We start from the raw sequence: 18743 nt of genomic DNA on the forward strand, positions 1-18743 counted from the left end.
AGGGTTTTTACGATGGCGAAGAACGAACAGCAAAGCGGTGATCTGCAAGAGAAATTGGTGCAGGTCAACCGCGTCGCCAAGGTGGTCAAGGGTGGTCGTATTTTCGGCTTCACCGCGCTGACCGTCGTTGGTGATGGTAAAGGTCGTGTCGGTTTTGGTCGTGGCAAGGCGCGTGAAGTGCCGGTCGCGATTCAAAAAGCGATGGACCAGGCGCGTCGCAACATGGTCAAGGTCAACCTGGCAGGCCAAACGCTGCAGTACCCGGTCAAGGCCCGTCACGGCGCCTCCAAGGTGTACATGCAGCCGGCTTCCGAAGGTACCGGCATCATCGCCGGTGGCGCCATGCGCTCCGTACTGGAGCTTGCCGGTGTCCACGACGTACTGGCCAAGTGCTACGGTTCCACCAACCCGGTAAACGTGGTGCGTGCGACCGTCAATGGTCTCGCCTCCATGCAATCACCGGACGACGTGGCCGCCAAGCGCGGTCTGTCTGTCGAAGCGATTACGGGGTAAGACACCATGGCAGCTTTGATCAAGGTTACCCAGGTCCGCAGCACCATCGGCGTTTTGCCCAAGCATAAGGCGACCATGAAAGGTCTGGGCCTGCGTCGCATCGGTCATACGGTTGAACTGGAAGACACCCCGGCCGTACGCGGCATGATCCACAAGGTGACCTACCTTGTGCGCGTTGAGGGAGAGTAATCCATGAAACTTAATACCTTAAGCCCGGCTCCGGGCTCCAAACACGCTGAAAAGCGCGTGGGTCGTGGTATCGGTTCCGGTCTGGGCAAGACCGGTGGCCGTGGCCACAAGGGTCAGAAATCGCGCAGTGGCGGTAGCGTCAAGCCCGGTTTCGAAGGCGGTCAGATGCCGCTGCAGCGCCGTCTGCCGAAGTTCGGCTTTACGTCGGCGAAGTCGCTGGTCTCTGAAGAAGTACGCCTGGCCGAGCTTGCCAAGGTCGCGGGTGACGAAGTCACCCTCGAGACTTTGAAAGAGGCCAACGTGCTGAAGGACTCGACGCAGTTTGCGAAGATCATCCTTTCCGGCGATTTGAACAAGGCGGTTACCGTTCGCGGTCTCAAGGTCACCAAAGGTGCCCGTGACGCGATCGCAGCCGCTGGCGGCAAGGTAGAGGACTAAATGGCCAAGTCAGGAAACATGCCGGCGACGGGCAGCGGTCTGAGTGAACTGTGGGCGCGTTTGCGCTTCGTGCTCCTCGCCATCGTGGTGTACCGTATCGGTGCCCATATCCCCGTTCCCGGTATCAATCCTGACCAGCTTGCTGCCTTGTTTAGGGAGCAGCAGGGCACCATCCTGGGCATGTTCAACATGTTCTCGGGTGGTGCGCTGGAGCGCATGAGTGTTCTCGCCTTGGGCATCATGCCCTACATCTCGGCGTCGATCATCATGCAGCTCATGACCGCGGTCTCGCCTCAGCTTGAGCAGCTCAAGAAAGAGGGCGAGTCCGGCCGCCGAAAGATCAGTCAGTACACCCGCTACGGCACGGTGATACTGGCGTTTATCCAGGCCACCGGCATGTCCGTGGGCCTGGCTAGCCAAGGCATCGCTTACAGCGCTGACTTTAGCTTCTACTTCACCGCCGTGGTGACCTTCGTCTCCGGTGCGGTGTTTATGATGTGGCTAGGTGAGCAGATCACCGAGAAGGGGATCGGCAACGGTATTTCGCTGCTGATCTTCGCCGGGATCGTCGCCGGGCTACCCAGCGCCGTGGGCCAGGCTTTCGAGCTTGCCCGCAACGAAGGGGCCTGGAATGTTCTTCCGCTGTTAGCGCTGTCAGTGCTAGGGATCGCCACCGTGGCGTTCGTGGTATTCATCGAGCGCGGCCAACGCCGGCTCAAGGTGAACTATCCGCGGCGTCAGGTCGGTAACAAGATGTATGCGGGTCAAAGCAGCTATCTGCCCCTGAAGGTGAACATGGCCGGGGTTATCCCGGCGATCTTCGCCTCCAGTATCCTCCTCTTTCCGGCGTCGATCGGTCAGTGGGTGGGTGCCGGTGAAGGGATGGAGTGGCTGCAGCGAGCCTCGCAGGCGCTCGGCCCCGGCCAGCCGCTCTACATCTTGCTTTTTGCGGCGGCAGTGGTATTCTTCTGCTTCTTTTACACAGCGCTGGTCTTCAACCCCAAGGATGTGGCTGACAATTTGAAAAAGTCAGGCGCGTTTTTGCCGGGTATTCGCCCCGGCGAGCAGACCGCTCGCTATATCGACAAGGTGATGACACGTCTCACGTTGTTCGGTGCCCTGTATATCACTGCAGTTTCCCTGATGCCCCAGTTCCTGATCGTTGCATGGAACGTCCCGTTCTTCTTTGGCGGCACGTCTCTATTGATCGTGGTAGTGGTCATCATGGACTTCATGGCCCAGGTGCAATCGCATCTCATGTCGCATCAATATGACTCGGTGATGAAGAAGTCCAACCTGAAAGGCTACGGTAGCGGCGGTATAGCGCGTTAAGCGCTCCCTCCCAGTGCTCTGGCCGATACGTGTGTTGGTCAGGCGCCGGGCGTGCCGCGAGCCGTTTTTGGAGAAAGAACGATGAAAGTTCGAGCTTCCGTAAAGAAGATGTGCCGTAACTGCAAAATCATTCGTCGCAATGGCGCCGTGCGCGTTATTTGCACCGAACCGCGGCATAAGCAGCGTCAGGGCTAAAACCCCGCGCTGTATTAAAGCGGGCGCCGGCATACCCCTTGCCTTCGGGCAATGAAAGGGGTATGCTGTTGCGCCTTTTAAAGATGAACAAACGAGCAAGCCGCTCAAATTTCGGAGTAAGCTGATGGCCCGTATTGCAGGCGTCAATATCCCGGACAACAAGCATGCGGCGATCTCGCTGACCTATATCTTCGGGATTGGCCGTACCCGCGCCGCTCACATCTGTGACGCTGCCGGCATCGCCCATAATGCCAAGATCCAGGACCTGTCTGCTGAAGAAGTCGACACCCTGCGTTCTGAAGTTGGCAAATACACCGTAGAAGGCGACCTTCGTCGTGATGTCACGCTTAACATCAAGCGTCTCATGGACCTGGGTTGCTACCGTGGTCTGCGTCATCGTCGTAGTCTTCCGCTGCGTGGTCAGCGGACCAAGACTAATGCGCGTACCCGTAAGGGCCCGCGTAAGCCGATCCGCAAATAACACGCAGGCTCTCTCATAGAGAGTCGGCGTTAAGACAGGAATAGACATCAACATGGCTAACCCGCGTAGTAACCGTAAAAAGGTTAAAAAGCAGGTAGTGGATGCGGTTGCGCATATCCACGCTTCTTTTAACAACACGATCGTGACGATCACAGACCGCCAGGGCAATGCTCTTTCCTGGGCAACTGCCGGTGGTTCGGGTTTTCGTGGTTCTCGCAAGAGCACCCCGTTCGCTGCTCAAGTGGCAAGTGAACGTGCAGCGACTGCTGCAGCCGAGTATGGTGTGAAAAACGTAGACGTGCTGGTCAAGGGCCCCGGTCCCGGCCGTGAATCCGCCGTGCGTGCACTCAACGCCGCCGGCTTCCGCGTGCAAAGCATCGTAGACGCGACGCCCATTCCCCATAATGGCTGCCGTCCGCCTAAGAAACGCCGCGTTTAAGGAGAAAGATTCATGGCTCGTTATATTGGACCGAAGTGCAAACTTTCTCGTCGTGAAGGTACCGACCTCTTCCTGAAGAGCGGCGTTACCCCCTTCGAGAAAAAGTGTAAATCCGAGCAGATCCCGGGTGTACACGGCCAGCGTCGTCAGCGTCTTTCCGACTACGGCTTGCAGCTTCGCGAGAAGCAGAAAGTACGCCGTATGTATGGCGTACTCGAGAAGCAGTTCCGCAACTACTACAAGGAAGCCGCTCGCCTGAAAGGCGCGACCGGTGAAGTCCTTCTGCAGTTGCTCGAATCCCGACTGGACAACGTCGTCTACCGCATGGGCTTTGGCTCGACTCGCTCTGAAGCGCGTCAGCTCGTTAGCCACAAGGCGATCGCCGTTAACGGTCGTAGCGTCAACGTGGCTTCCTACAAAGTGAAGCCGGGTGACGTCATCACCGTTCGTGAAAAGGCGAAGAACCAGGCTCGTATTCAAAACGCGTTGACCATTGCGGCCAACCGTGGCGACATCGCCTGGATCGACATCGACGCCAAGAAGATGGAAGGCACTTTCAAGGCTCTGCCTGAACGCGGTGACCTGACTGCCGACATCAACGAAAACCTGATCGTCGAGCTGTACTCCAAGTAAGCCGTTTGCTTGGCAAATCTGCTTCTTGAAGCCCGGGCGCGGCGTTTCACGCCTCGCCCGGATGCTCTTGAGTACACGCTCTAGAGTACTCAGTATCCGTTTGGCAGCCTGAAAGGTGTTCATATGCAGCGTTCAGTGACAGAGTTTCTTCGCCCGCGCGATATCAAGGTCGAAGAAATCAGCGCACATCATGCCAGGATCGTTCTCGAACCGTTCGAGCGCGGCTTTGGCCACACCCTGGGGAATGCACTGCGTCGCATTCTGCTTTCGTCCATGCCCGGCGCCGCCGTGGTAGAGGCCGAGATCGCAGGTGTCGAGCACGAATACAGTGCCCTCGAAGGGGTGCAGGAAGATGTCATTGAGATCCTCCTGAACTTGAAAGATGTTGCGATCAAGATGCACAGCCGCGATGAGGCGGTGCTCTCGCTGAACAAGCAGGGCCCGGCCGTCGTCACCGCTGGCGACATTGCGCTTGATCATAGCGTCGAAATCGTCAACCCGGATCACGTCATTGCTCACGTCAATGAAGGTGCCGAGCTGAAAATTCAGCTCAAGGTGGCGCTGGGTCGTGGTTACGAACCGGCTGACGCTCGTGGCTCCGATGAAGAGACCCGCGCGATCGGTCGCCTGCAGCTGGATGCCACCTTCAGCCCTGTCCGCCGCGTTTCCTACTCGGTCGAAGCCGCTCGTGTCGAGCAGCGTACCGACCTCGATAAGCTGATTATCGATCTGGAAACCGACGGTACTCTGGATCCGGAAGAGGCTATCCGCCGCAGTGCGACCATCCTGCAAGAGCAGCTGGCCGCCTTCGTCGACCTGGAAGCCGATAAGGAACAGGAAGTCGAAGAGGAAGAGGATCACATCGATCCGATCCTGTTGCGCCCCGTAGACGATCTCGAGTTGACCGTTCGCAGCGCGAACTGCCTGAAAGCCGAGAATATTTACTACATCGGTGATCTGATCCAGCGCACGGAAGTGGAGCTGTTGAAGACCCCGAACCTCGGTAAGAAGTCCTTGAACGAAATCAAGGATGTTTTGGCAGCGCGCGGTCTTTCCCTTGGCATGCGGCTGGAGAACTGGCCACCCGCGAGCCTGAAGGACGACAAGGCCTCCGCGTAAGCGTCGACTTGAGTCCCAGTTTGGTAAGGAATCACAACCATGCGTCATCGTAAGAGTGGTCGTCAATTAAACCGCAATAGCTCGCACCGCCATGCCATGTTCAAGAACATGTCCGTGTCGCTGGTCGAGCACGAAGTAATCAAGACAACCCTGCCCAAGGCCAAAGAGCTGCGCCGCGTCATCGAGCCGCTGATCACTCTGGCCAAGCAGGACAGCGTCGCGAACCGTCGTCTGGCGTTTGCCCGCACCCGTTCCAAGGATGCGGTCGGCAAACTGTTCAACGAATTGGGTCCGCGTTACGCCGAGCGTCCGGGTGGCTACATCCGTATTCTCAAGTGTGGCTTCCGTCCCGGTGACAACGCGCCCATGGCGTACGTCGAACTGGTCGACCGCCCGGCAATCGAAGACGCCGCCGCGGAAGAGTAAGACGCGCCACCAAGGCCACGCCGCGTTTGAGACCGGTGTTCGAATCACGTATTCGTAGCACGGGCTCTCAAGACACAGCGAAAACCGACCCTCCGGGGTCGGTTTTTTTATGTCTGCACCAGAGGAAATGCGTTTTTCCGGTTTTAGAAGGCGTTTACTGCGGCCCCCGACGTGCTAACCTGAGCGCCTGGGGCGAAGCCCGCGTAGGGCGGTTTCTGGACAACTCAAGGCGATTGAAAGGGGCAAGTATGGCAGCGAGGGACGTGACTTCACACACCGCCCTGCGGTGGTGGCTTGTGTGCGCCGTGACCATCATGGTGCTGGTACTGGGAAACAGTGCACAGGCTGACGGCAACCCGCGCTACGCGGGCATCGTGGTCGATCTGGAAAATGGCGAAGTGCTCTACTCGGAAAATGCCGATGCCCCGCGCTATCCCGCCTCGCTCACCAAGATGATGACCATCTATCTGGCGTTGGAAGCGGTCGAGCGGGGTGAGTTGAGCTTCAACCAGCCGCTGGCGGTGTCCGCGCAGGCTTCCGCCATGCCCGCGACCAAGCTTTGGCTCTCGGCGGGCAGCACCATCGATCTGGACACGGCCATTCGTGCATTGACCGTGCGCTCGGCCAATGACGTGGCCGTGGTGGTGGCCGAGGCGCTCGGTGGCAGCGAGCAGCGCTTTGCCAGCCTCATGACGGCCAAGGCGCGCGAGCTTGGCATGAACAACACCACCTTTCGTAACGCCTCGGGCTTGCCGGATAGCGGCCAGATCACGACTGCTCGCGACATGCTGATCCTTTCGACTCGCGTGATGCAGGACTTCCCCCAGTATTATCACTATTTCGGCCTGCAGGAGTTCAGCTACAAGGGCACGCGTCATACCAGCCATAACCGGCTGGTGCGCGACTATCCCGGCGCCGACGGGCTGAAAACCGGCTTCATTCGCGCCTCCGGCTTCAATGTGGCGACCACCGCGGTGCACGACGGCCGTCGCATGATCGCGGTCGTGATGGGCGGTTTCAGCTCCTCGTCTCGCGATGCCCACATGGCGGATCTGCTCGATCGCAGCTTCGCCCGCGCCAGGCTGCGCGACAACACCAGCTGGATGGCCGATACCAATTTCTCGCGGGAGTTCATGTCCTTTGGCCGGGCACCGGTGCCCTTGAGTTCCCCGCCGCCAAGCACGCCGCCCTCGCCAATTCTGGCCAACATCGATACCACCACGATGTCACCCTCGGCTACCGCTGGGGCCAACATGGCGCCCACCGCGGCACCGGTGGCCCAGCCCGCGCGCCCCTCGCCGGAGGCCGCACCGCGCGACCCGCTACGCGCGCTGATCAACGAGCAGCAGGGCATTAGCGCTCCGGCACTGGCCGTGGCAGGAAGTGGCGGCTGGGGTATCCAGGTCGGCGCGTTCAGTCAGGCAAGCCATGCCGAGCAGCTCGCCCGTCAAGCCGCCCAGCATCTGCCCAATAACGTCGGCGGGCGCGTGGCGGTGGACGCCATCGATGGCCAGACACCGGTGTTTCGCGCTCGCGTGGTAGCGCTCGACGAAGCGCGCGCCATCGCTGCCTGTCAGACGCTTCACGCCCGCGGTATGGACTGCATGGTGGTCAACGCAAGCCTTTAGCGTGGTCAGAAACGTGGCCCCGCCGGCGGATCGTCGGCGGGGCTTTTTTTATGGGCGTGGCCACGGTCGCCGCCCAATGGAGGAGAAGCGGTCGTGTCGACGTCGCTAAAGGGAATCCTGAGCATGTGTCTCGGGGTGCTGTTTCTGGCACTCGGCGACGCCGTCTCGAAATGGCTGGGCGAAACCCACTCGCCGGTTCAAATCATCTTCTTTCGCAGCCTGGTATCGCTGCCGCTGATCGCACTGCTCGCCCACTTCGCCGGCGGGCTAAGAAAGCTCGCCACGCGTCGCCCGGGCGTACATTTACTTCGTGGGTTGATTCATACCGCCACCATGACCTGCTTCATCATTGGCCTGATTCTCATGCCGCTGGCAGAAGCCACGGCGATCGCCTTTGTCGCACCGCTGTTCGTCACGCTCTTGTCGGTGCCGCTGTTGGGTGAGCGCATCGACCGCCCGGTCTTGGCCGCTTCGCTGCTGGGCTTTGCCGGCGTGCTGGTCGTGGTGCGTCCTGGCGGCGACGCCTTTCACATCGGCGCGCTGGTATTGATCGGTGCCGCGCTGTTCTACGCCCTGACGATGATTACCGCCCGGCGCTACGGCTCGCGGGAGTCCTTTTGGGCGCTGGTGTTCTACATGACGCTGGTACCCATGCTACTCACTGGCGCCATGGTGCCGTTTGTCTGGACGACGCCGGAACCGATTCACTGGCTGGGCTTTTTGGCCTCTGGCCTACTGGGGGTAGCGGCGACCGCATTTATTACGCTGGCGTTTCGCCATGCGCCGGCGGCGATTGCTGCCCCCTTCGACTATACGGCGCTTTTATGGGCAGTGCTGCTGGGATGGTGGTTCTGGGGCGAGCTTCCGGATCGCTGGGTATGGATCGGCAGCGCGCTGATCATGGCAAGCGGGCTCTGGATCGCTTATCACGACCGCCGCACGACGCTCAAGCGCCGCCCGACGGCGTAAGCCCACTCGTGTAACGGGGGACCGTTCGCTCAGAAACACGTGCCAGGCGATGTGGACGAGCGTTTAGTCGAAGGCGTAAACGTCCATCGCCAGCACGCCGTGCTCGACGCTGTGGTGAAGCTGCCTGGCATTGCCGCCGGCACCCATGGCCACCAGCAAGGGTAGAAAATGCTCTGGCGTGGGGTGATTGCGCTGCGCTTGCGGGGCGCTCTGCCACGCCAGCAATGCGTCGCGATTGTTCGTTTCGAACTGCGTGTTCACCCAGTCCGAAAACTCGCCGACCCACGGCGGCATCCGGCTGCCCATCGCCATGGTTTCGTACAGGTTATGCGTCAGGCTGCCCGAGCCCATGATCAGCACGCCCTCTTCGCGCAGGGGAGCGAGCTGTTCCCCCAGCGCTTTGAGCTTTTCGCTCGACCAGCGAAGCGGTAGCGACAGCGAAACGACCGGAACGTCGGCATTTGGAAACATCAGCGACAGCGGCACCCAGGCGCCGTGGTCGAAGCCACGATCGACGATAGTGGCGCCCAATAGGTCACCCAGCCGCCTGGCCAGTACGGGCTCGCCCGGGGCGGGATACTGGCAATCGAACAGCTCGCGGGGGAAGCCGCCAAAGTCATGAAGGGTTTCCGGCCACGCACTCTGGCTGACCTTGAGCGTTAAACTCTCCCAGTGGGCGGAGATGACGATGACCGCTTTGGGGGTCAGGGTTTGCCCCAGCTCGCGCAGAAAACGGTGGGCGGGCGTGGCGTTAAGCGCAAGCATCGGGGAGCCGTGGGAAACAAACAGGCTGGGTAGCATGGTCGATCTCCTTCAAAAGGCCCCATCAACCGGGGCCTGGCATGGCGTCGTAACGTGATTAGCGAGAGCGGTCGGTCAGGCTGAAACGTCCACCCCCAAGCCCTGCCTGTACCAGCAGCGCGAGTGCCCAGAAGACCGGGAACTCCCAGCCGCCGCCAGCGTTGGAGAACATCCAGCCGTTGCCCAGGTGCACCGAGGCCGCCCCCAGCAGCAGCGGAATCATTGCCAGGCTCACCCAGCGGGTATAAACGCCGAGGATCAGCGCCAGGCCGCCGCCGATTTCACCGGCGATGGTCAGATAAGCCAGAAAACCGGGTAGCCCCAATGATTCGAAGTAGGCCACGGTGCCGGGCAGGGTGAATACCAGCACTTTCAAAAGGCCATGGGCCAGCGCCATGACGCCGAGCGCTACGCGCAGCAGCGTCGTGGCGTAGGGTTGGAAAACGTAGGGTTGGAAAACATCGGGTTGGAAGGCGTTGGTGGATGTCGGTTGCGCGGTGTTCATGAGGGTCTCTCCAGAAGGGGCAGAACGTTACCGATGGAGAGACTTTAGCGCGGCCGGAGTCGAAGATAATCTGCGCTTTTTCCACTTCACTGTTGCGTCAGGCGCGATAGTCCCATGGCCTCTTCCCAGCAGGGTGGATTACCCCAGGCCTGCTGCAGCCGGTCGATGAAGCGCTCGACCTTGGCCGGCAGGTAGCGCCTGGCCATATAGAGCGCGTGAATATCGAGCATGACCGGCGGCTGGTCGGTCAGAAGCGGCACCAGCCGGCCCGCCAGAATGCTCTCGGTGACCAGAAAGCTTGGCTGCTGAGCGATGCCAAGCCCGGCTTCGGCCATGTGGGTCAGCACGTCGCCGTTATTGCTTTCAAGCGGGCCCTGCGGGGTCAGCGTGGTCGCGTTACCCAGCACCCAGTCGGCGCTGGCTTGGCCGCTTCGATAGCGAAGGCAGCGGTGCTTTGCCAGGTCCGCCAGGCGTTCAGGCGTGCCCCAGCGCTCGAGGTAGTCCGGCGAGGCGCAAAACAGCATCCGACACCGGGTGAGGCGCCGCGCGATCAGGCTGGAGTCCGCCAGTTGGCCGATACGGATCGCCACGTCATACCCCTCTTCGATAAGATCCACCCGGCGGTCGTTGAGATCCAGGCGCACCTCGAGCTCGGGATGCTCGGTCATGAACTCCGCCACCAGCGGTGCCAGGTAGCGCACGCCGAAGCTCATCGGCGCGTTGATGCGCATTTCACCGCGTACCGCCTGGGTGGTGCTGCCCACGTCGCTGGCCGCGTCATCCAGCGCGCGCAGTATCGATTGGGCGTGGGCCAAGTAGCGCTCGCCTTCCGGCGTCAGGTGAATGCGGCGCGTGGTACGCTGCAAAAGTCGCGCGCCCAGCGTCTCTTCCAGCGCCATCACCTGGCGCGATAGCCTGGTACGGGAAAGATCCAGCGCTTCGGCGGCGCGGGTGTAGCTGCCAAGCTCCGCCACCTTCACAAAGGCGCTGATATGCTCGAGCTGATGCTTCACCGCTTGAACGCCTGCGCGGCACGGCAAGGGTCCGGTGTGCCGCAAATCGCGGAGATCACTGCCAGCCCGTTGGCGCCGGCGGCGAGCACGTCGTCAGCGTGTTCCGCCTTGAGCCCGCCGATCGCCACCGTTGGCAAGCGGCTGGCGCGGGCAAGCTCGGCCAAGCCCTTCAGGCCCAGCGGCGCGGCGTGATCGCTCTTGCTGGCGGTGGCAAACACGGGGCCGAGGCCGAAGTAGCTGAGCGCTTCGCGCGGCGCGCGCGCAAGCTCTGCGAGGGTGTTGATCGAAAGCCCGATGATCGCATCATCACCCAGCGCCTGGCGCGCCTCAAGCGCGGCGGCGTCGCTTTGGCCGACGTGCAGGCCGTCGGCGCCGCTTTCGAGCGCCACGGTGAGTCGATCATTGATGATCAACGGCACGCCGGTGCCGGTGAGCAGCGCCATCAGGCGTTTGGCTTCGTCGACCATGGCGGCGTCACTGGCGTGCTTGTCGCGAAGCTGCACCACGCTCACCCCGCCACGCACCGCGGCCTCGACGGTACGCTCGAGCCCGTAGTCGCGGCAAAGCACGGCGTCGGTCACCAGATAAAGCGAAAGATCGAGCGTCATGGTTGATCTCCTTCGCGGCCCTTGGACGTCACGCACGTCGATCCCGCTTGGGAGAGCGCCGCTGGCGTGAGCCGGTAGAGCGCATCGATCAGCTCGACCTGAAAGCTGCCCGGCCCCCGAGCGCGCTCGCCGGCGTCACGCCCGGCCTCGGCGAAGGCGGCCAGGGCCGCCGTGCTCGCCTCGAGCGCGGCGCTTGGACTGGCCGCCACAAAGCCCGCCACGATGGCGCTAAGCCCGCAGCCAAGGGTGGTAACGCGCGGCATCAGGGCGTGTCCGCCATCGATATGAAGATGGCGCGTACCGTCGGTGACGACATCGCGCTCGCCGGTCATGGCGACCACGCAGCGCTGACGTTTGGCGAGCGCCATGGCGGCTGCCTCAACGTCGTGGGTCGTGGGGGCGGCGTCCACGCCGCGTCCCTGGCTTTCGAGCCCGGCAAGCGCCAATACTTCCGAGGCGTTGGCGCGAATCACCGTGGGCTCGAGTGCCAGTAACTGCTCGCAAAGCTCACGGCGGTAGGCGGTCGCGCCCACCGCCACCGGGTCCAGCACCCAAGGGATCGAGCGGCGTCTCGCCACGTCGGCGCAGGCCAGCATCGCTTTGGCCCAGCTCGGTGATATGGTGCCGATGTTGATCGACAGCGCCCCGGCAAGTTCGGTGAACGCCGGCGCCTCTTCGATCGCGTGAAGCATCGCCGGCGACGCGCCGACGGCCAGCACCAGGTTCGCGCTGGAGTTCATGGCGACGAAATTGGTCATGCAGTGAACGAGCGGGGTGCTTTCGCGAAGCGCGCCAAGGTAGTGGCCAAGCGGGGGTAGGGTCATGACGTCCTCCCGGCGAGAGAGGTGGTGCGAACACCACGACTCCCTACGCCGGTACTATCCGGTTCAGGTTCAAAGGGTGCATCTCAGCCCAAACGGGCGCCCCTGTCGTGAGTGCTACTATCCGGATACGGCGGCGGCTTGTAAAGCCGTCGAGAGTGATCCATCGAGCCTGGTCAAATCGACTAGTGTACCGCGTCCATGGCGTGCTGCTGGAGCGTGACCAGGGGAATGATATCGAGGGTTTTCTGGTTGGTGCCGGACAGAATCACCGGCGGCGCCAGGCCTACTTCCGACGCTTCAAGCCAGCGCTTGGCGCACAGACACCAGCGATCACCGGGGGCGAGCCCTGGAAAGCCGAACTCCGGGCGCGGCGTGACCAGGTCGTTACCCTGGGCCTGGGAAAAAGCGAGAAACTCTTCGGTGACGATGGCGCACACGGAGTGCACACCGGCATCGTCAGGGCCGACACGGCAAAAACCGTCGCGATAGAAACCGGTTTTAGGGCTGTGGCAGCAGGGCGTTAAAGGCTCACCTAAAACATTACGGTCACGAGACATGATGCCTCCGGAAGCCGGGGCTGGAATTAGTGGGCCACCGACCTCATTGTTAAGGTTGGATGTGGTTGATAGGGGTAAATGCGCGTCATACCTGTATCAAGTAGAGTACATCCTTGTACACGGCCTCGGTTTCGTCAAAGTTTATCGGCCTTAAAGGAGCATTTCATGAGTTTTCAAGGTGAGCAGCATCCCGGCGTGGTCGCCGCCCCGGCCAACACCCAGGGGTTTCGTTTGAATCACACCATGCTGCGCGTCAAGGACCCGGAAACGGCGCTGGCGTTTTACTCTCGCGTATTCGGCATGCGCGTGTTGCGCCGACTCGATTTCGAGGAGATGCAGTTTTCGCTCTATTTTCTCGCCAACGTCGAGCAGGGCGAGCCAATCCCGGAAGATACGCGCGAGCGCACTGCCTGGACCTTCGCGCAAAAGGGGCTTCTTGAGCTGACTCACAACTGGGGCACCGAGGAGCAGACGGATTTCGCCTACCACGACGGCAACGCCGAGCCCCAGGGCTTTGGCCATATCTGCTTTAGCGTGCCGGATCTCAACGCCGCCCAGGCCTGGTTCGACGTGTGCGAGGTGACCTTCGTCAAGCGCGCCGATCAGGGCAAAATGAAGGACGTGATCTTCGTCAAGGACCCGGACGGCTACTGGATCGAGGTGATCCAGGCCGACCTCATGGCCGGTATGGGCGACTAGGGTGGCGCACCTGCTGTTTCGCCTGCGCCACGTGACCGATGAAGAGGCGCTGGAAGTGCGAAGGCTGCTGGATGAGCGCGGCTTCGACGTTTATGAGACCCAGGCCGGCTTTTTCCGCCTTGGGGTCGATGCAATTTGGCTGCGCGACTCGAGCCAGCGCGAGGCCGCCGAGGCGGCGCTGGCCGAGTATCAGCAAGCGCGCCGGCAGCGCGAGCGCGAGGCGTTCGAGCAGGCCCGCGCTCGGGGCGAGGCGCCCACGCTCTGGCGGCGCTTTCTGGCCCACCCCCTCCAGGTGGTGCTGACCATCGTCGCGGTGCTGCTGGTCGCGCTGCTGACCCTGCTGCCGTTTCTCGGGCTCAACGCGCTTTGAGCATTACGCCGCAGAGAGATGCCCGCGCTTGAGATAGAGCCGAACGCCGCGGGCGCCGGCCTCGAGCGTGGGCAGAGCGCCATAGGGGTAGCGACACCAGCTGCCCGTCGGGTACTCGGTCTCCCCGTCCCAAAGCGTCCCTTCCAGCACGAAAATCTCGAGCCCCTTGCTGAGCTGTGGGTAGCGGGCGACGACGCCCGTGTCCCACTTCTCCAGGCTTACGCGCTCCTGGCCATGGGTGTGCAGCATCTTGTAGGCCACGCCTTCGCGCTGGTCCGGCTGCCAGGGCAAGCGGTGGGCGGGCACCGCGATCTTGAGCGTATCGGTGTGCTCGAACTGGTGGAGCTTGACCAGAATCAGCGCGCCCTCTTCGCCGATTTGCGGCGCGTGGTCGGTACCGATCGGGTTGCGCAGGTAGCTGCCCGCCGGGTAGCGGCCGTGCTCATCACCGAACACGCCCTCGAGCACCAGAATCTCCTCGCCGCCGCCGTGCACGTGGCGCTCGAACTGGCTATGAGGCGCGTAGCGCACCAGACTCGTGGCCCGGGCGACCTCGTCGCCGATACGATCCAGCATCATGCGCTGTACCCCGGCGCTGGGGGAGTCGACCCACTCGTACTCGCCGGGCGTCACGCTGGCAAACCGGGAAAAATCGGCGTTCAGGTGCATGGTTCCACTCATGTTCACTGGTAGGAGACGCCAAGTCTCCGCATCCGGCGGCCAAAATGCAACGCCGAAGCGCCAGCGCGTGGGTTACGGCGCCTCATTAAGCCGTTCGATCAGTGTGTGAGCGGCTCCGATACGTGCCTGAGTGGGGTAGTTACGGTTGGCCAGCAGCACCACGGCGATCCCCGCCTCGGGCACCAGTGCCACGTAGTTACCAAACCCGTTGGTTGCACCGGTCTTGTTGAAAAATGCCGGGCTCTCGGCGGAGAGCACGGGCTCTTCCCGTTTCACCGGGTTCGCTTCGAGTACGACGTCCAGCGCGTTGCCCGCTTTTAACGCGTCAAGCGTCGTCGGATAGGCGTAGCGCTCCCAGCCAAGCCCCTGGGTCATTTCACCCAGACTGACGTACCCTTCGCGAGTGGTGGCGAGCGCTTGCTGGAGCGCAGGCGCAAACGCGCCGCTGTCCAGATGCGCCTCCAAAAAGCGCAGCACGTCGCTGGCGGTGGCCTTGAGCCCGTAGGCCTGGGCGTCCAGCACGCCAGGGTTGACCTGACGCGGCGTGTCGTCCGCCGAATAGCCCCAGGCGTAGTGTGCCCGCTCGCTTTCAGGCACATCGTAAAAGCTGTGTTCGAGTGCCAGCGGGGTAAAAACGTGATCGTTCATCGCCGCCTCGAACGTGTCGCCCAGGCGGCGGGCGACGACGACCCCCAGCAGGCCGATACTCGGGTTGGAGTAGAGGCGGTGAGTGCCCGGCGCGAAGGTCGGGGTCCATTGCCGGAAGAAGTCGAGCACGGCCGGCTCCTCGACCGTTTCCGGAACCTGAAGCGGCAGTCCGCCGGCGGTGTAGGTGGCAAGCTCAAGCAGGGTGACATCATCGAAGGTACTGCCCTCGAGCGTGGTCAGGTGGCGGCTGACCGGATCGGTCAGTGCCAGCGCGCCGCTGGCCTCGGCGTAGGCGGCCAGCAGGCCGGTGTAGAGCTTGCTGAGCGAACCCAGTTCGAACAGCGTCTGCGCATCCACCGCCACGCCCGTCTCGCGATCGGCCAGGCCGTAGTCGAACAGGTAGCGCTCGCCGTTGACGTGAATGGCGACTGCCATGCCGGGAATGCGGTGCTCGGCCATCAGGGGCACGATGGTTTCGTCTACCAGTGCATTCATGTGCGGTTCCGGCATCGCGTGGGCCGCGCTCGTGAGCAGTAGCGCAGTGCCAAGCAGAGTAGGCGTGAAACAGATGTTTAGGCGCATAAATGACATCCTTTTGAGGCGAGGCGGCTACCGCAGCGCCGAGCGCTTTAGTATGCGGCGCCTGAAAAACCATCGCCAGACAAAATCTTGAGCAACAAAAAGCGCCCGCAAGGGGCGCTCGGTAGACCGTCAGGCGCTCGGCCGTTCGTCAGTGGCTGTGCTCATGGTCATGCTCATGAGCATGGTCGTGGCTGTGCTCATGCGCTTGCTCGGCGTTGCCCGCGTGAGCCAGGGCGTCGTGCAGCAGCTCGGCGTTGTGGCGCATCATGCCCAGATACGTACTGGCCGGGCCGTCGCTTGAGAGGGCGTCGGCGTAGAGCGTGCCCTTGATCTCAAGGCCGGTCTCTTCGGCGAGCTGCTCGATCACCGAGGGGTTGGTCATGTTCTCGTGAAACAGTGCCTGCACGTTTTCGTCGTTGATCACATCGACCAGGCCCGCCATGCTGGCGCCGCTCGGCTCGACTTCCGTCGACAGCCCGTAAGGCGACAAAAAGCGCACGCCGTAGGCGTTGGCGAAGTAGCCGAAAGAGTCGTGGCCGGTGATCACGGTGGCGGAACTCGGCACGTCCTCGAGCAGCGCACGAAGCTCACCGTCGAGCTCGGCCATCTCTTCCAGATAGCGTTCGGCGTTGGCGCGGTAGTCATCGGCGTTCGCCTCGTCGGCGTCGATCAGGCCATCACGAATGTTGGTGATATAGACCTCGGCCTGGGCCATGTCCTGCCACGCGTGCGGGTCCTGGTCGCCGTGCGCATGGTCATGCTCGTCGTGGCTGTGATCGTCAGCGGCGTCGCTGCCGTGGTCATGCTCGTGACTGGGATCGTGGGCCTCATCGCTGTCGTGGGCGTGTTCGTGGCTGTGGTCGTGGGCCTCGCCGCTGTCGTGGGCGTGATCATGCTCATGCGCGTGTCCATGATCATGGCCGTGATCGTGCGGGTGGTAGTCCAGCGCTTCGATACCGTCGGTGGCGGTGACCAGCCGGCCCTGGTAGTCGCTGGCGTCCAGCAGGCGGTCCATCCAGCCTTCAAGCAGCAGGCCGTTGAACACGACCAGATCCGCCTCGGCAAGTGCCCGGGCGTCGCCCGGGCGCGGCGAGTAAACGTGGGTGTCACCGTCGGGGCCGACCAGCGAGCTGACCTCGACGTGCTCACCGCCGACGTTTTCGACCATGTCGGCCAGAATGGAGAAGCTCGTGACCACCTGAACGCGCTCGGCGGCCATGGCGGCGGGCAGGGCCAGCAGCGTGGATACGCCGACCACTAGCGGGGTAAAACGTAACGACATAACGACTCCTGATACGTGGTTGATGAGCGGCTGCTGCCGGGCGCCTGTGCGCTAGGGCAGCTCGGACGCCGCCTCGAGCGGCGCCGTTTTACGCCGCAGCCTGGCCGCCAGGCTGTGATAGCGGCCAAACAGTGCCGAGAAAAAGTACGCTGAGCCTGCCAGCAAAATGATGCTCGGCCCCGACGGAATATCCAGGTGGTAAGAGAGCAAGAGCCCACCGGTGCTGGCGAGCATGGCCAGCACCACCGCGATGCCCATCAGCCCTTCCAGGCGCTTGCTCCAAAAGCGCGCGGCGGTGGCGGGCAGCATCATCAGGCCCACTGCCATCAGCGTGCCCAGCGTTTGGAAACCCGCGGTGAGGTTGAGCACCAAAAGCCCCAAAAATACGCTGTGCACCCAGCCGTTTCGCCGGCTTTGGCCGCGCAGAAACAGTGGGTCCAGACACTCGACCACCAGCGCGCGGAAAATCCAGGCCAGTGTGACGACGATCAGCGTGCTGATGCCGGCAATGAGCAGCAGGGCCGTCGAGTTGATCGCCAGAATCGAGCCAAACAGCACATGGGTAAGATCCACGCTGCTGCCGCCAATCGAGATCAGCATGACCCCGGCGGCCAGCGAAATGATGAAGAAGCTCGCCATGGCGGCGTCCTCACGCTGGCCGCCCATTTTCGATACCGCCCCGGCCAGCAGCGCCACCATGAGCCCGAACAGCACGCCGCCAATACTCATCACCGGCAGCGAAAAGCCGGCCAGCAGAAACCCGAGCGCCACGCCCGGCAGGATGGCGTGGGCCATGGCGTCGCCGATCAGGCTCATGCCGCGCAGCACCAGAAAGACCCCCAGCGGCGGGGCGGCGATCGAAAGGGCCAGCCCGCCCACGACCGCGCGGCGCATGAAGCCGTAGTCGAACGGGGCGACCAGCCAGGCGTTAAGCAGTTCCAGCATGCTGACCTCCCAGCGTGAAGGAGAGAGAATGCGTGGGCAGGTGCGGCTCGGCCATCGCTTCCGGCGCCATCCAGCGGCCATGCCCCTGGCTTATGATCAGGACCTCGTCGGCCAGGCGCTTGAGGTGATCCATGTCGTGCAGCACGATGATCAGCGTTACGCCGCTTTCTGCCATCTGACGAAAAATCGTGATCAAAATATCGACCGTCTCGCGGTCCACGTTGGCAAACGGTTCGTCGAGCAGCAAAAGCTCCGCTTCCTGCATCAGCGTGCGGCCGATCAGCGCGCGCTGGCGCTGGCCGCCGGAAAGCTCGCCCAGCGGCCGGTGGGCCAGGTGCGAAATGCCGAGCCGCCCCATGATGTCGCGCCCCTTGCGGTAGTGGGCCGCGCAGTACCCCTTGAGCGCCCCGTGGCTTGGCCAAGTGCCGGTCATCACCAGCTCTTCGACGCTCATCGGAAAGGTCAAGTCGAGCGCCAGCTGCTGCGGGAGCCAGGCGCGCCGCTCAGGGGCGATATCGCACTGTACGTGGCCGGACACCGGGCGCAGTTCGCCCATGATGGCCTGAATCAGCGTGCTCTTGCCCGCGCCGTTAGCGCCAACCAGCGCGGTGATCGCGCCGGGGAGAAAGTCGCCGTGCAGGTGCTCGAGCACCATGCGTCGACCCTGGGCCAAGTGCAGGTCGTCCAGCTTTAACCGCGTGTGATCGCGATGGCTCATTGCGCCCACCCGCCGGCCCAGAAAACCAGCAGCCACAGCGCCAGCAGCGGTACGGCGACCAGCAGCAGACGTTTGGTGGCGGATAGTGACATCAGTGAGAAGTGGCAGGGCCCTTCGCGATTGTGGCGGTGCGGGTGGTGGCTCAACG

General features: G+C 62.5%; 26 protein-coding genes and 1 riboswitch. Of the genes, 14 read left to right on the top strand and 12 right to left on the bottom strand.

The annotated features are described in order from the left end of the window. Positions 1-12: 12 nt before the first annotated feature. From rpsE to OCT39_RS00985, 12 genes are all read left to right on the top strand, one after another. A complete protein-coding gene (rpsE, locus tag OCT39_RS00930) occupies positions 13-513 on the top strand; it encodes a 30S ribosomal protein S5 (protein ID WP_252105874.1) in 501 nt (166 codons plus the stop codon). Between the two features lie 6 nt (positions 514-519). Further along, positions 520-702 carry a 50S ribosomal protein L30 gene (gene rpmD, locus OCT39_RS00935; RefSeq protein ID WP_252105875.1) on the top strand — a complete coding sequence of 61 codons (183 nt, stop codon included), beginning with the start codon at positions 520-522 and terminating at the stop codon, positions 700-702. A 3-nt stretch (positions 703-705) separates the two neighbouring features. Then, complete coding sequence (gene rplO / locus OCT39_RS00940) at positions 706-1140, top strand: 50S ribosomal protein L15 (protein ID WP_263585842.1); 435 nt, start codon at positions 706-708, stop codon at positions 1138-1140. Then, the gene (gene secY / locus OCT39_RS00945) at positions 1141-2472 is read left to right on the top strand and encodes a preprotein translocase subunit SecY (protein WP_263585843.1); all 1332 of its coding nucleotides are present in this window, start codon (positions 1141-1143) and stop codon (positions 2470-2472) included. It abuts the gene before it with no gap. An 81-nt stretch (positions 2473-2553) separates the two neighbouring features. Next, on the top strand, positions 2554-2667 hold the full coding sequence (rpmJ, locus tag OCT39_RS00950; RefSeq protein WP_031384759.1) for a 50S ribosomal protein L36: 114 nt from the start codon (positions 2554-2556) through the stop codon (positions 2665-2667). Between the two features lie 124 nt (positions 2668-2791). Continuing rightward, positions 2792-3148, top strand: a complete 357-nt coding sequence (gene rpsM / locus OCT39_RS00955) for a 30S ribosomal protein S13 (RefSeq protein WP_252105878.1) — start codon at positions 2792-2794, stop codon at positions 3146-3148. A 52-nt stretch (positions 3149-3200) separates the two neighbouring features. Next, positions 3201-3587, top strand: coding sequence for a 30S ribosomal protein S11 (gene rpsK, locus OCT39_RS00960; RefSeq protein WP_009099028.1), 387 nt, complete (start codon positions 3201-3203; stop codon positions 3585-3587). 12 nt (positions 3588-3599) lie between these two features. Continuing rightward, positions 3600-4220 (top strand): 30S ribosomal protein S4, encoded by a 621-nt coding sequence (gene rpsD, locus OCT39_RS00965; RefSeq protein WP_252105879.1) that lies wholly within the window; start codon positions 3600-3602, stop codon positions 4218-4220. Between the two features lie 123 nt (positions 4221-4343). Continuing rightward, positions 4344-5339, top strand: coding sequence for a DNA-directed RNA polymerase subunit alpha (locus tag OCT39_RS00970; RefSeq protein ID WP_252105880.1), 996 nt, complete (start codon positions 4344-4346; stop codon positions 5337-5339). A gap of 39 nt (positions 5340-5378) precedes the next feature. Then, positions 5379-5765, top strand: coding sequence for a 50S ribosomal protein L17 (gene rplQ, locus OCT39_RS00975; protein WP_252105881.1), 387 nt, complete (start codon positions 5379-5381; stop codon positions 5763-5765). A 248-nt stretch (positions 5766-6013) separates the two neighbouring features. Continuing rightward, positions 6014-7393, top strand: coding sequence for a serine hydrolase (locus OCT39_RS00980; protein WP_263585844.1), 1380 nt, complete (start codon positions 6014-6016; stop codon positions 7391-7393). 93 nt (positions 7394-7486) lie between these two features. Further along, positions 7487-8362 carry a DMT family transporter gene (locus OCT39_RS00985; RefSeq protein WP_263585845.1) on the top strand — a complete coding sequence of 292 codons (876 nt, stop codon included), beginning with the start codon at positions 7487-7489 and terminating at the stop codon, positions 8360-8362. Positions 8363-8425: 63 nt separating this feature from the next. Here OCT39_RS00985 and OCT39_RS00990 read toward each other — a convergent pair whose 3' ends face one another. From OCT39_RS00990 to OCT39_RS01015, 6 genes are all read right to left on the bottom strand, one after another. Beyond that, entirely contained in the window at positions 8426-9163 is a 738-nt protein-coding gene (locus OCT39_RS00990; protein ID WP_263585846.1) for a DODA-type extradiol aromatic ring-opening family dioxygenase, read from the bottom strand. A 58-nt stretch (positions 9164-9221) separates the two neighbouring features. Further along, positions 9222-9668, bottom strand: coding sequence for a DoxX family protein (locus tag OCT39_RS00995; protein ID WP_263585847.1), 447 nt, complete (start codon positions 9666-9668; stop codon positions 9222-9224). 86 nt (positions 9669-9754) lie between these two features. Beyond that, positions 9755-10681 (bottom strand): LysR family transcriptional regulator, encoded by a 927-nt coding sequence (locus tag OCT39_RS01000; protein ID WP_263585848.1) that lies wholly within the window; start codon positions 10679-10681, stop codon positions 9755-9757. Further along, complete coding sequence (thiE, locus tag OCT39_RS01005; RefSeq protein WP_263585849.1) at positions 10678-11289, bottom strand: thiamine phosphate synthase; 612 nt, start codon at positions 11287-11289, stop codon at positions 10678-10680. The genes OCT39_RS01000 and thiE overlap by 4 nt, the downstream gene beginning before the upstream one ends. Beyond that, positions 11286-12113: a hydroxyethylthiazole kinase gene (gene thiM, locus OCT39_RS01010; protein WP_263585850.1), complete on the bottom strand. Its 828-nt coding sequence runs from the start codon at positions 12111-12113 to the stop codon at positions 11286-11288. Before thiM ends, thiE begins: the two co-directional genes overlap by 4 nt. 23 nt (positions 12114-12136) lie before the next feature. Next, positions 12137-12227: riboswitch (TPP riboswitch) on the bottom strand. A gap of 68 nt (positions 12228-12295) precedes the next feature. Then, positions 12296-12670, bottom strand: a complete 375-nt coding sequence (locus tag OCT39_RS01015) for a DUF2237 family protein (RefSeq protein ID WP_252105889.1) — start codon at positions 12668-12670, stop codon at positions 12296-12298. Between the two features lie 165 nt (positions 12671-12835). Here OCT39_RS01015 and gloA point away from each other — a divergent pair, with 165 nt between their 5' ends. Then, positions 12836-13369, top strand: coding sequence for a lactoylglutathione lyase (gloA, locus tag OCT39_RS01020; RefSeq protein WP_263585851.1), 534 nt, complete (start codon positions 12836-12838; stop codon positions 13367-13369). A gap of 1 nt (position 13370) precedes the next feature. Then, positions 13371-13739 (top strand): DUF6164 family protein, encoded by a 369-nt coding sequence (locus OCT39_RS01025; protein WP_263585852.1) that lies wholly within the window; start codon positions 13371-13373, stop codon positions 13737-13739. Positions 13740-13742: 3 nt separating this feature from the next. Here the strand turns inward: OCT39_RS01025 and OCT39_RS01030 are convergent, their stop codons facing one another. From OCT39_RS01030 to OCT39_RS01055, 6 genes are all read right to left on the bottom strand, one after another. Beyond that, a complete protein-coding gene (locus tag OCT39_RS01030; protein WP_263585853.1) occupies positions 13743-14408 on the bottom strand; it encodes a cupin domain-containing protein in 666 nt (221 codons plus the stop codon). Between the two features lie 84 nt (positions 14409-14492). Further along, positions 14493-15659, bottom strand: a complete 1167-nt coding sequence (gene ampC / locus OCT39_RS01035; protein WP_412031129.1) for a class C beta-lactamase — start codon at positions 15657-15659, stop codon at positions 14493-14495. A 139-nt stretch (positions 15660-15798) separates the two neighbouring features. Then, entirely contained in the window at positions 15799-16932 is a 1134-nt protein-coding gene (locus OCT39_RS01040; RefSeq protein WP_263585855.1) for a metal ABC transporter solute-binding protein, Zn/Mn family, read from the bottom strand. Positions 16933-16983: 51 nt separating this feature from the next. Further along, the gene (locus tag OCT39_RS01045) at positions 16984-17877 is read right to left on the bottom strand and encodes a metal ABC transporter permease (RefSeq protein ID WP_263585856.1); all 894 of its coding nucleotides are present in this window, start codon (positions 17875-17877) and stop codon (positions 16984-16986) included. Beyond that, the gene (locus tag OCT39_RS01050; protein WP_263585857.1) at positions 17861-18595 is read right to left on the bottom strand and encodes a metal ABC transporter ATP-binding protein; all 735 of its coding nucleotides are present in this window, start codon (positions 18593-18595) and stop codon (positions 17861-17863) included. Before OCT39_RS01050 ends, OCT39_RS01045 begins: the two co-directional genes overlap by 17 nt. Beyond that, a complete protein-coding gene (locus OCT39_RS01055) occupies positions 18592-18741 on the bottom strand; it encodes a hypothetical protein (protein WP_252105911.1) in 150 nt (49 codons plus the stop codon). Before OCT39_RS01055 ends, OCT39_RS01050 begins: the two co-directional genes overlap by 4 nt. Between the last annotated feature and the right edge of the window lie 2 nt (positions 18742-18743).

Origin of the sequence: Halomonas sp. GD1P12 (assembly GCF_025725645.1) — a bacterium.
Lineage (GTDB): Bacteria > Pseudomonadota > Gammaproteobacteria > Pseudomonadales > Halomonadaceae > Vreelandella.

Excerpts from the sequence above, each read along its gene's own strand:
- rpsK (WP_009099028.1), top strand. The coding sequence starts at position 3,201 with ATGGCTAACCCGCGTAGTAACCGTAAAAAGGTTAAAAAGCAGGTAGTG.
- OCT39_RS01045 (WP_263585856.1), bottom strand. The coding sequence starts at position 17,877 with ATGCTGGAACTGCTTAACGCCTGGCTGGTCGCCCCGTTCGACTACGGC.
- OCT39_RS00970 (WP_252105880.1), top strand. The coding sequence starts at position 4,344 with ATGCAGCGTTCAGTGACAGAGTTTCTTCGCCCGCGCGATATCAAGGTC.
- rpmD (WP_252105875.1), top strand. The coding sequence starts at position 520 with ATGGCAGCTTTGATCAAGGTTACCCAGGTCCGCAGCACCATCGGCGTT.
- rplQ (WP_252105881.1), top strand. The coding sequence starts at position 5,379 with ATGCGTCATCGTAAGAGTGGTCGTCAATTAAACCGCAATAGCTCGCAC.
- OCT39_RS01050 (WP_263585857.1), bottom strand. The coding sequence starts at position 18,595 with ATGAGCCATCGCGATCACACGCGGTTAAAGCTGGACGACCTGCACTTG.
- OCT39_RS01015 (WP_252105889.1), bottom strand. The coding sequence starts at position 12,670 with ATGTCTCGTGACCGTAATGTTTTAGGTGAGCCTTTAACGCCCTGCTGC.
- rpsD (WP_252105879.1), top strand. The coding sequence starts at position 3,600 with ATGGCTCGTTATATTGGACCGAAGTGCAAACTTTCTCGTCGTGAAGGT.
- OCT39_RS01030 (WP_263585853.1), bottom strand. The coding sequence starts at position 14,408 with ATGCACCTGAACGCCGATTTTTCCCGGTTTGCCAGCGTGACGCCCGGC.
- ampC (WP_412031129.1), bottom strand. The coding sequence starts at position 15,659 with ATGTCATTTATGCGCCTAAACATCTGTTTCACGCCTACTCTGCTTGGC.
- OCT39_RS00995 (WP_263585847.1), bottom strand. The coding sequence starts at position 9,668 with ATGAACACCGCGCAACCGACATCCACCAACGCCTTCCAACCCGATGTT.
- OCT39_RS00990 (WP_263585846.1), bottom strand. The coding sequence starts at position 9,163 with ATGCTACCCAGCCTGTTTGTTTCCCACGGCTCCCCGATGCTTGCGCTT.
- gloA (WP_263585851.1), top strand. The coding sequence starts at position 12,836 with ATGAGTTTTCAAGGTGAGCAGCATCCCGGCGTGGTCGCCGCCCCGGCC.
- thiE (WP_263585849.1), bottom strand. The coding sequence starts at position 11,289 with ATGACGCTCGATCTTTCGCTTTATCTGGTGACCGACGCCGTGCTTTGC.
- secY (WP_263585843.1), top strand. The coding sequence starts at position 1,141 with ATGGCCAAGTCAGGAAACATGCCGGCGACGGGCAGCGGTCTGAGTGAA.
- rpmJ (WP_031384759.1), top strand. The coding sequence starts at position 2,554 with ATGAAAGTTCGAGCTTCCGTAAAGAAGATGTGCCGTAACTGCAAAATC.
- rplO (WP_263585842.1), top strand. The coding sequence starts at position 706 with ATGAAACTTAATACCTTAAGCCCGGCTCCGGGCTCCAAACACGCTGAA.
- rpsM (WP_252105878.1), top strand. The coding sequence starts at position 2,792 with ATGGCCCGTATTGCAGGCGTCAATATCCCGGACAACAAGCATGCGGCG.
- OCT39_RS00980 (WP_263585844.1), top strand. The coding sequence starts at position 6,014 with ATGGCAGCGAGGGACGTGACTTCACACACCGCCCTGCGGTGGTGGCTT.
- OCT39_RS01040 (WP_263585855.1), bottom strand. The coding sequence starts at position 16,932 with ATGTCGTTACGTTTTACCCCGCTAGTGGTCGGCGTATCCACGCTGCTG.
- thiM (WP_263585850.1), bottom strand. The coding sequence starts at position 12,113 with ATGACCCTACCCCCGCTTGGCCACTACCTTGGCGCGCTTCGCGAAAGC.
- rpsE (WP_252105874.1), top strand. The coding sequence starts at position 13 with ATGGCGAAGAACGAACAGCAAAGCGGTGATCTGCAAGAGAAATTGGTG.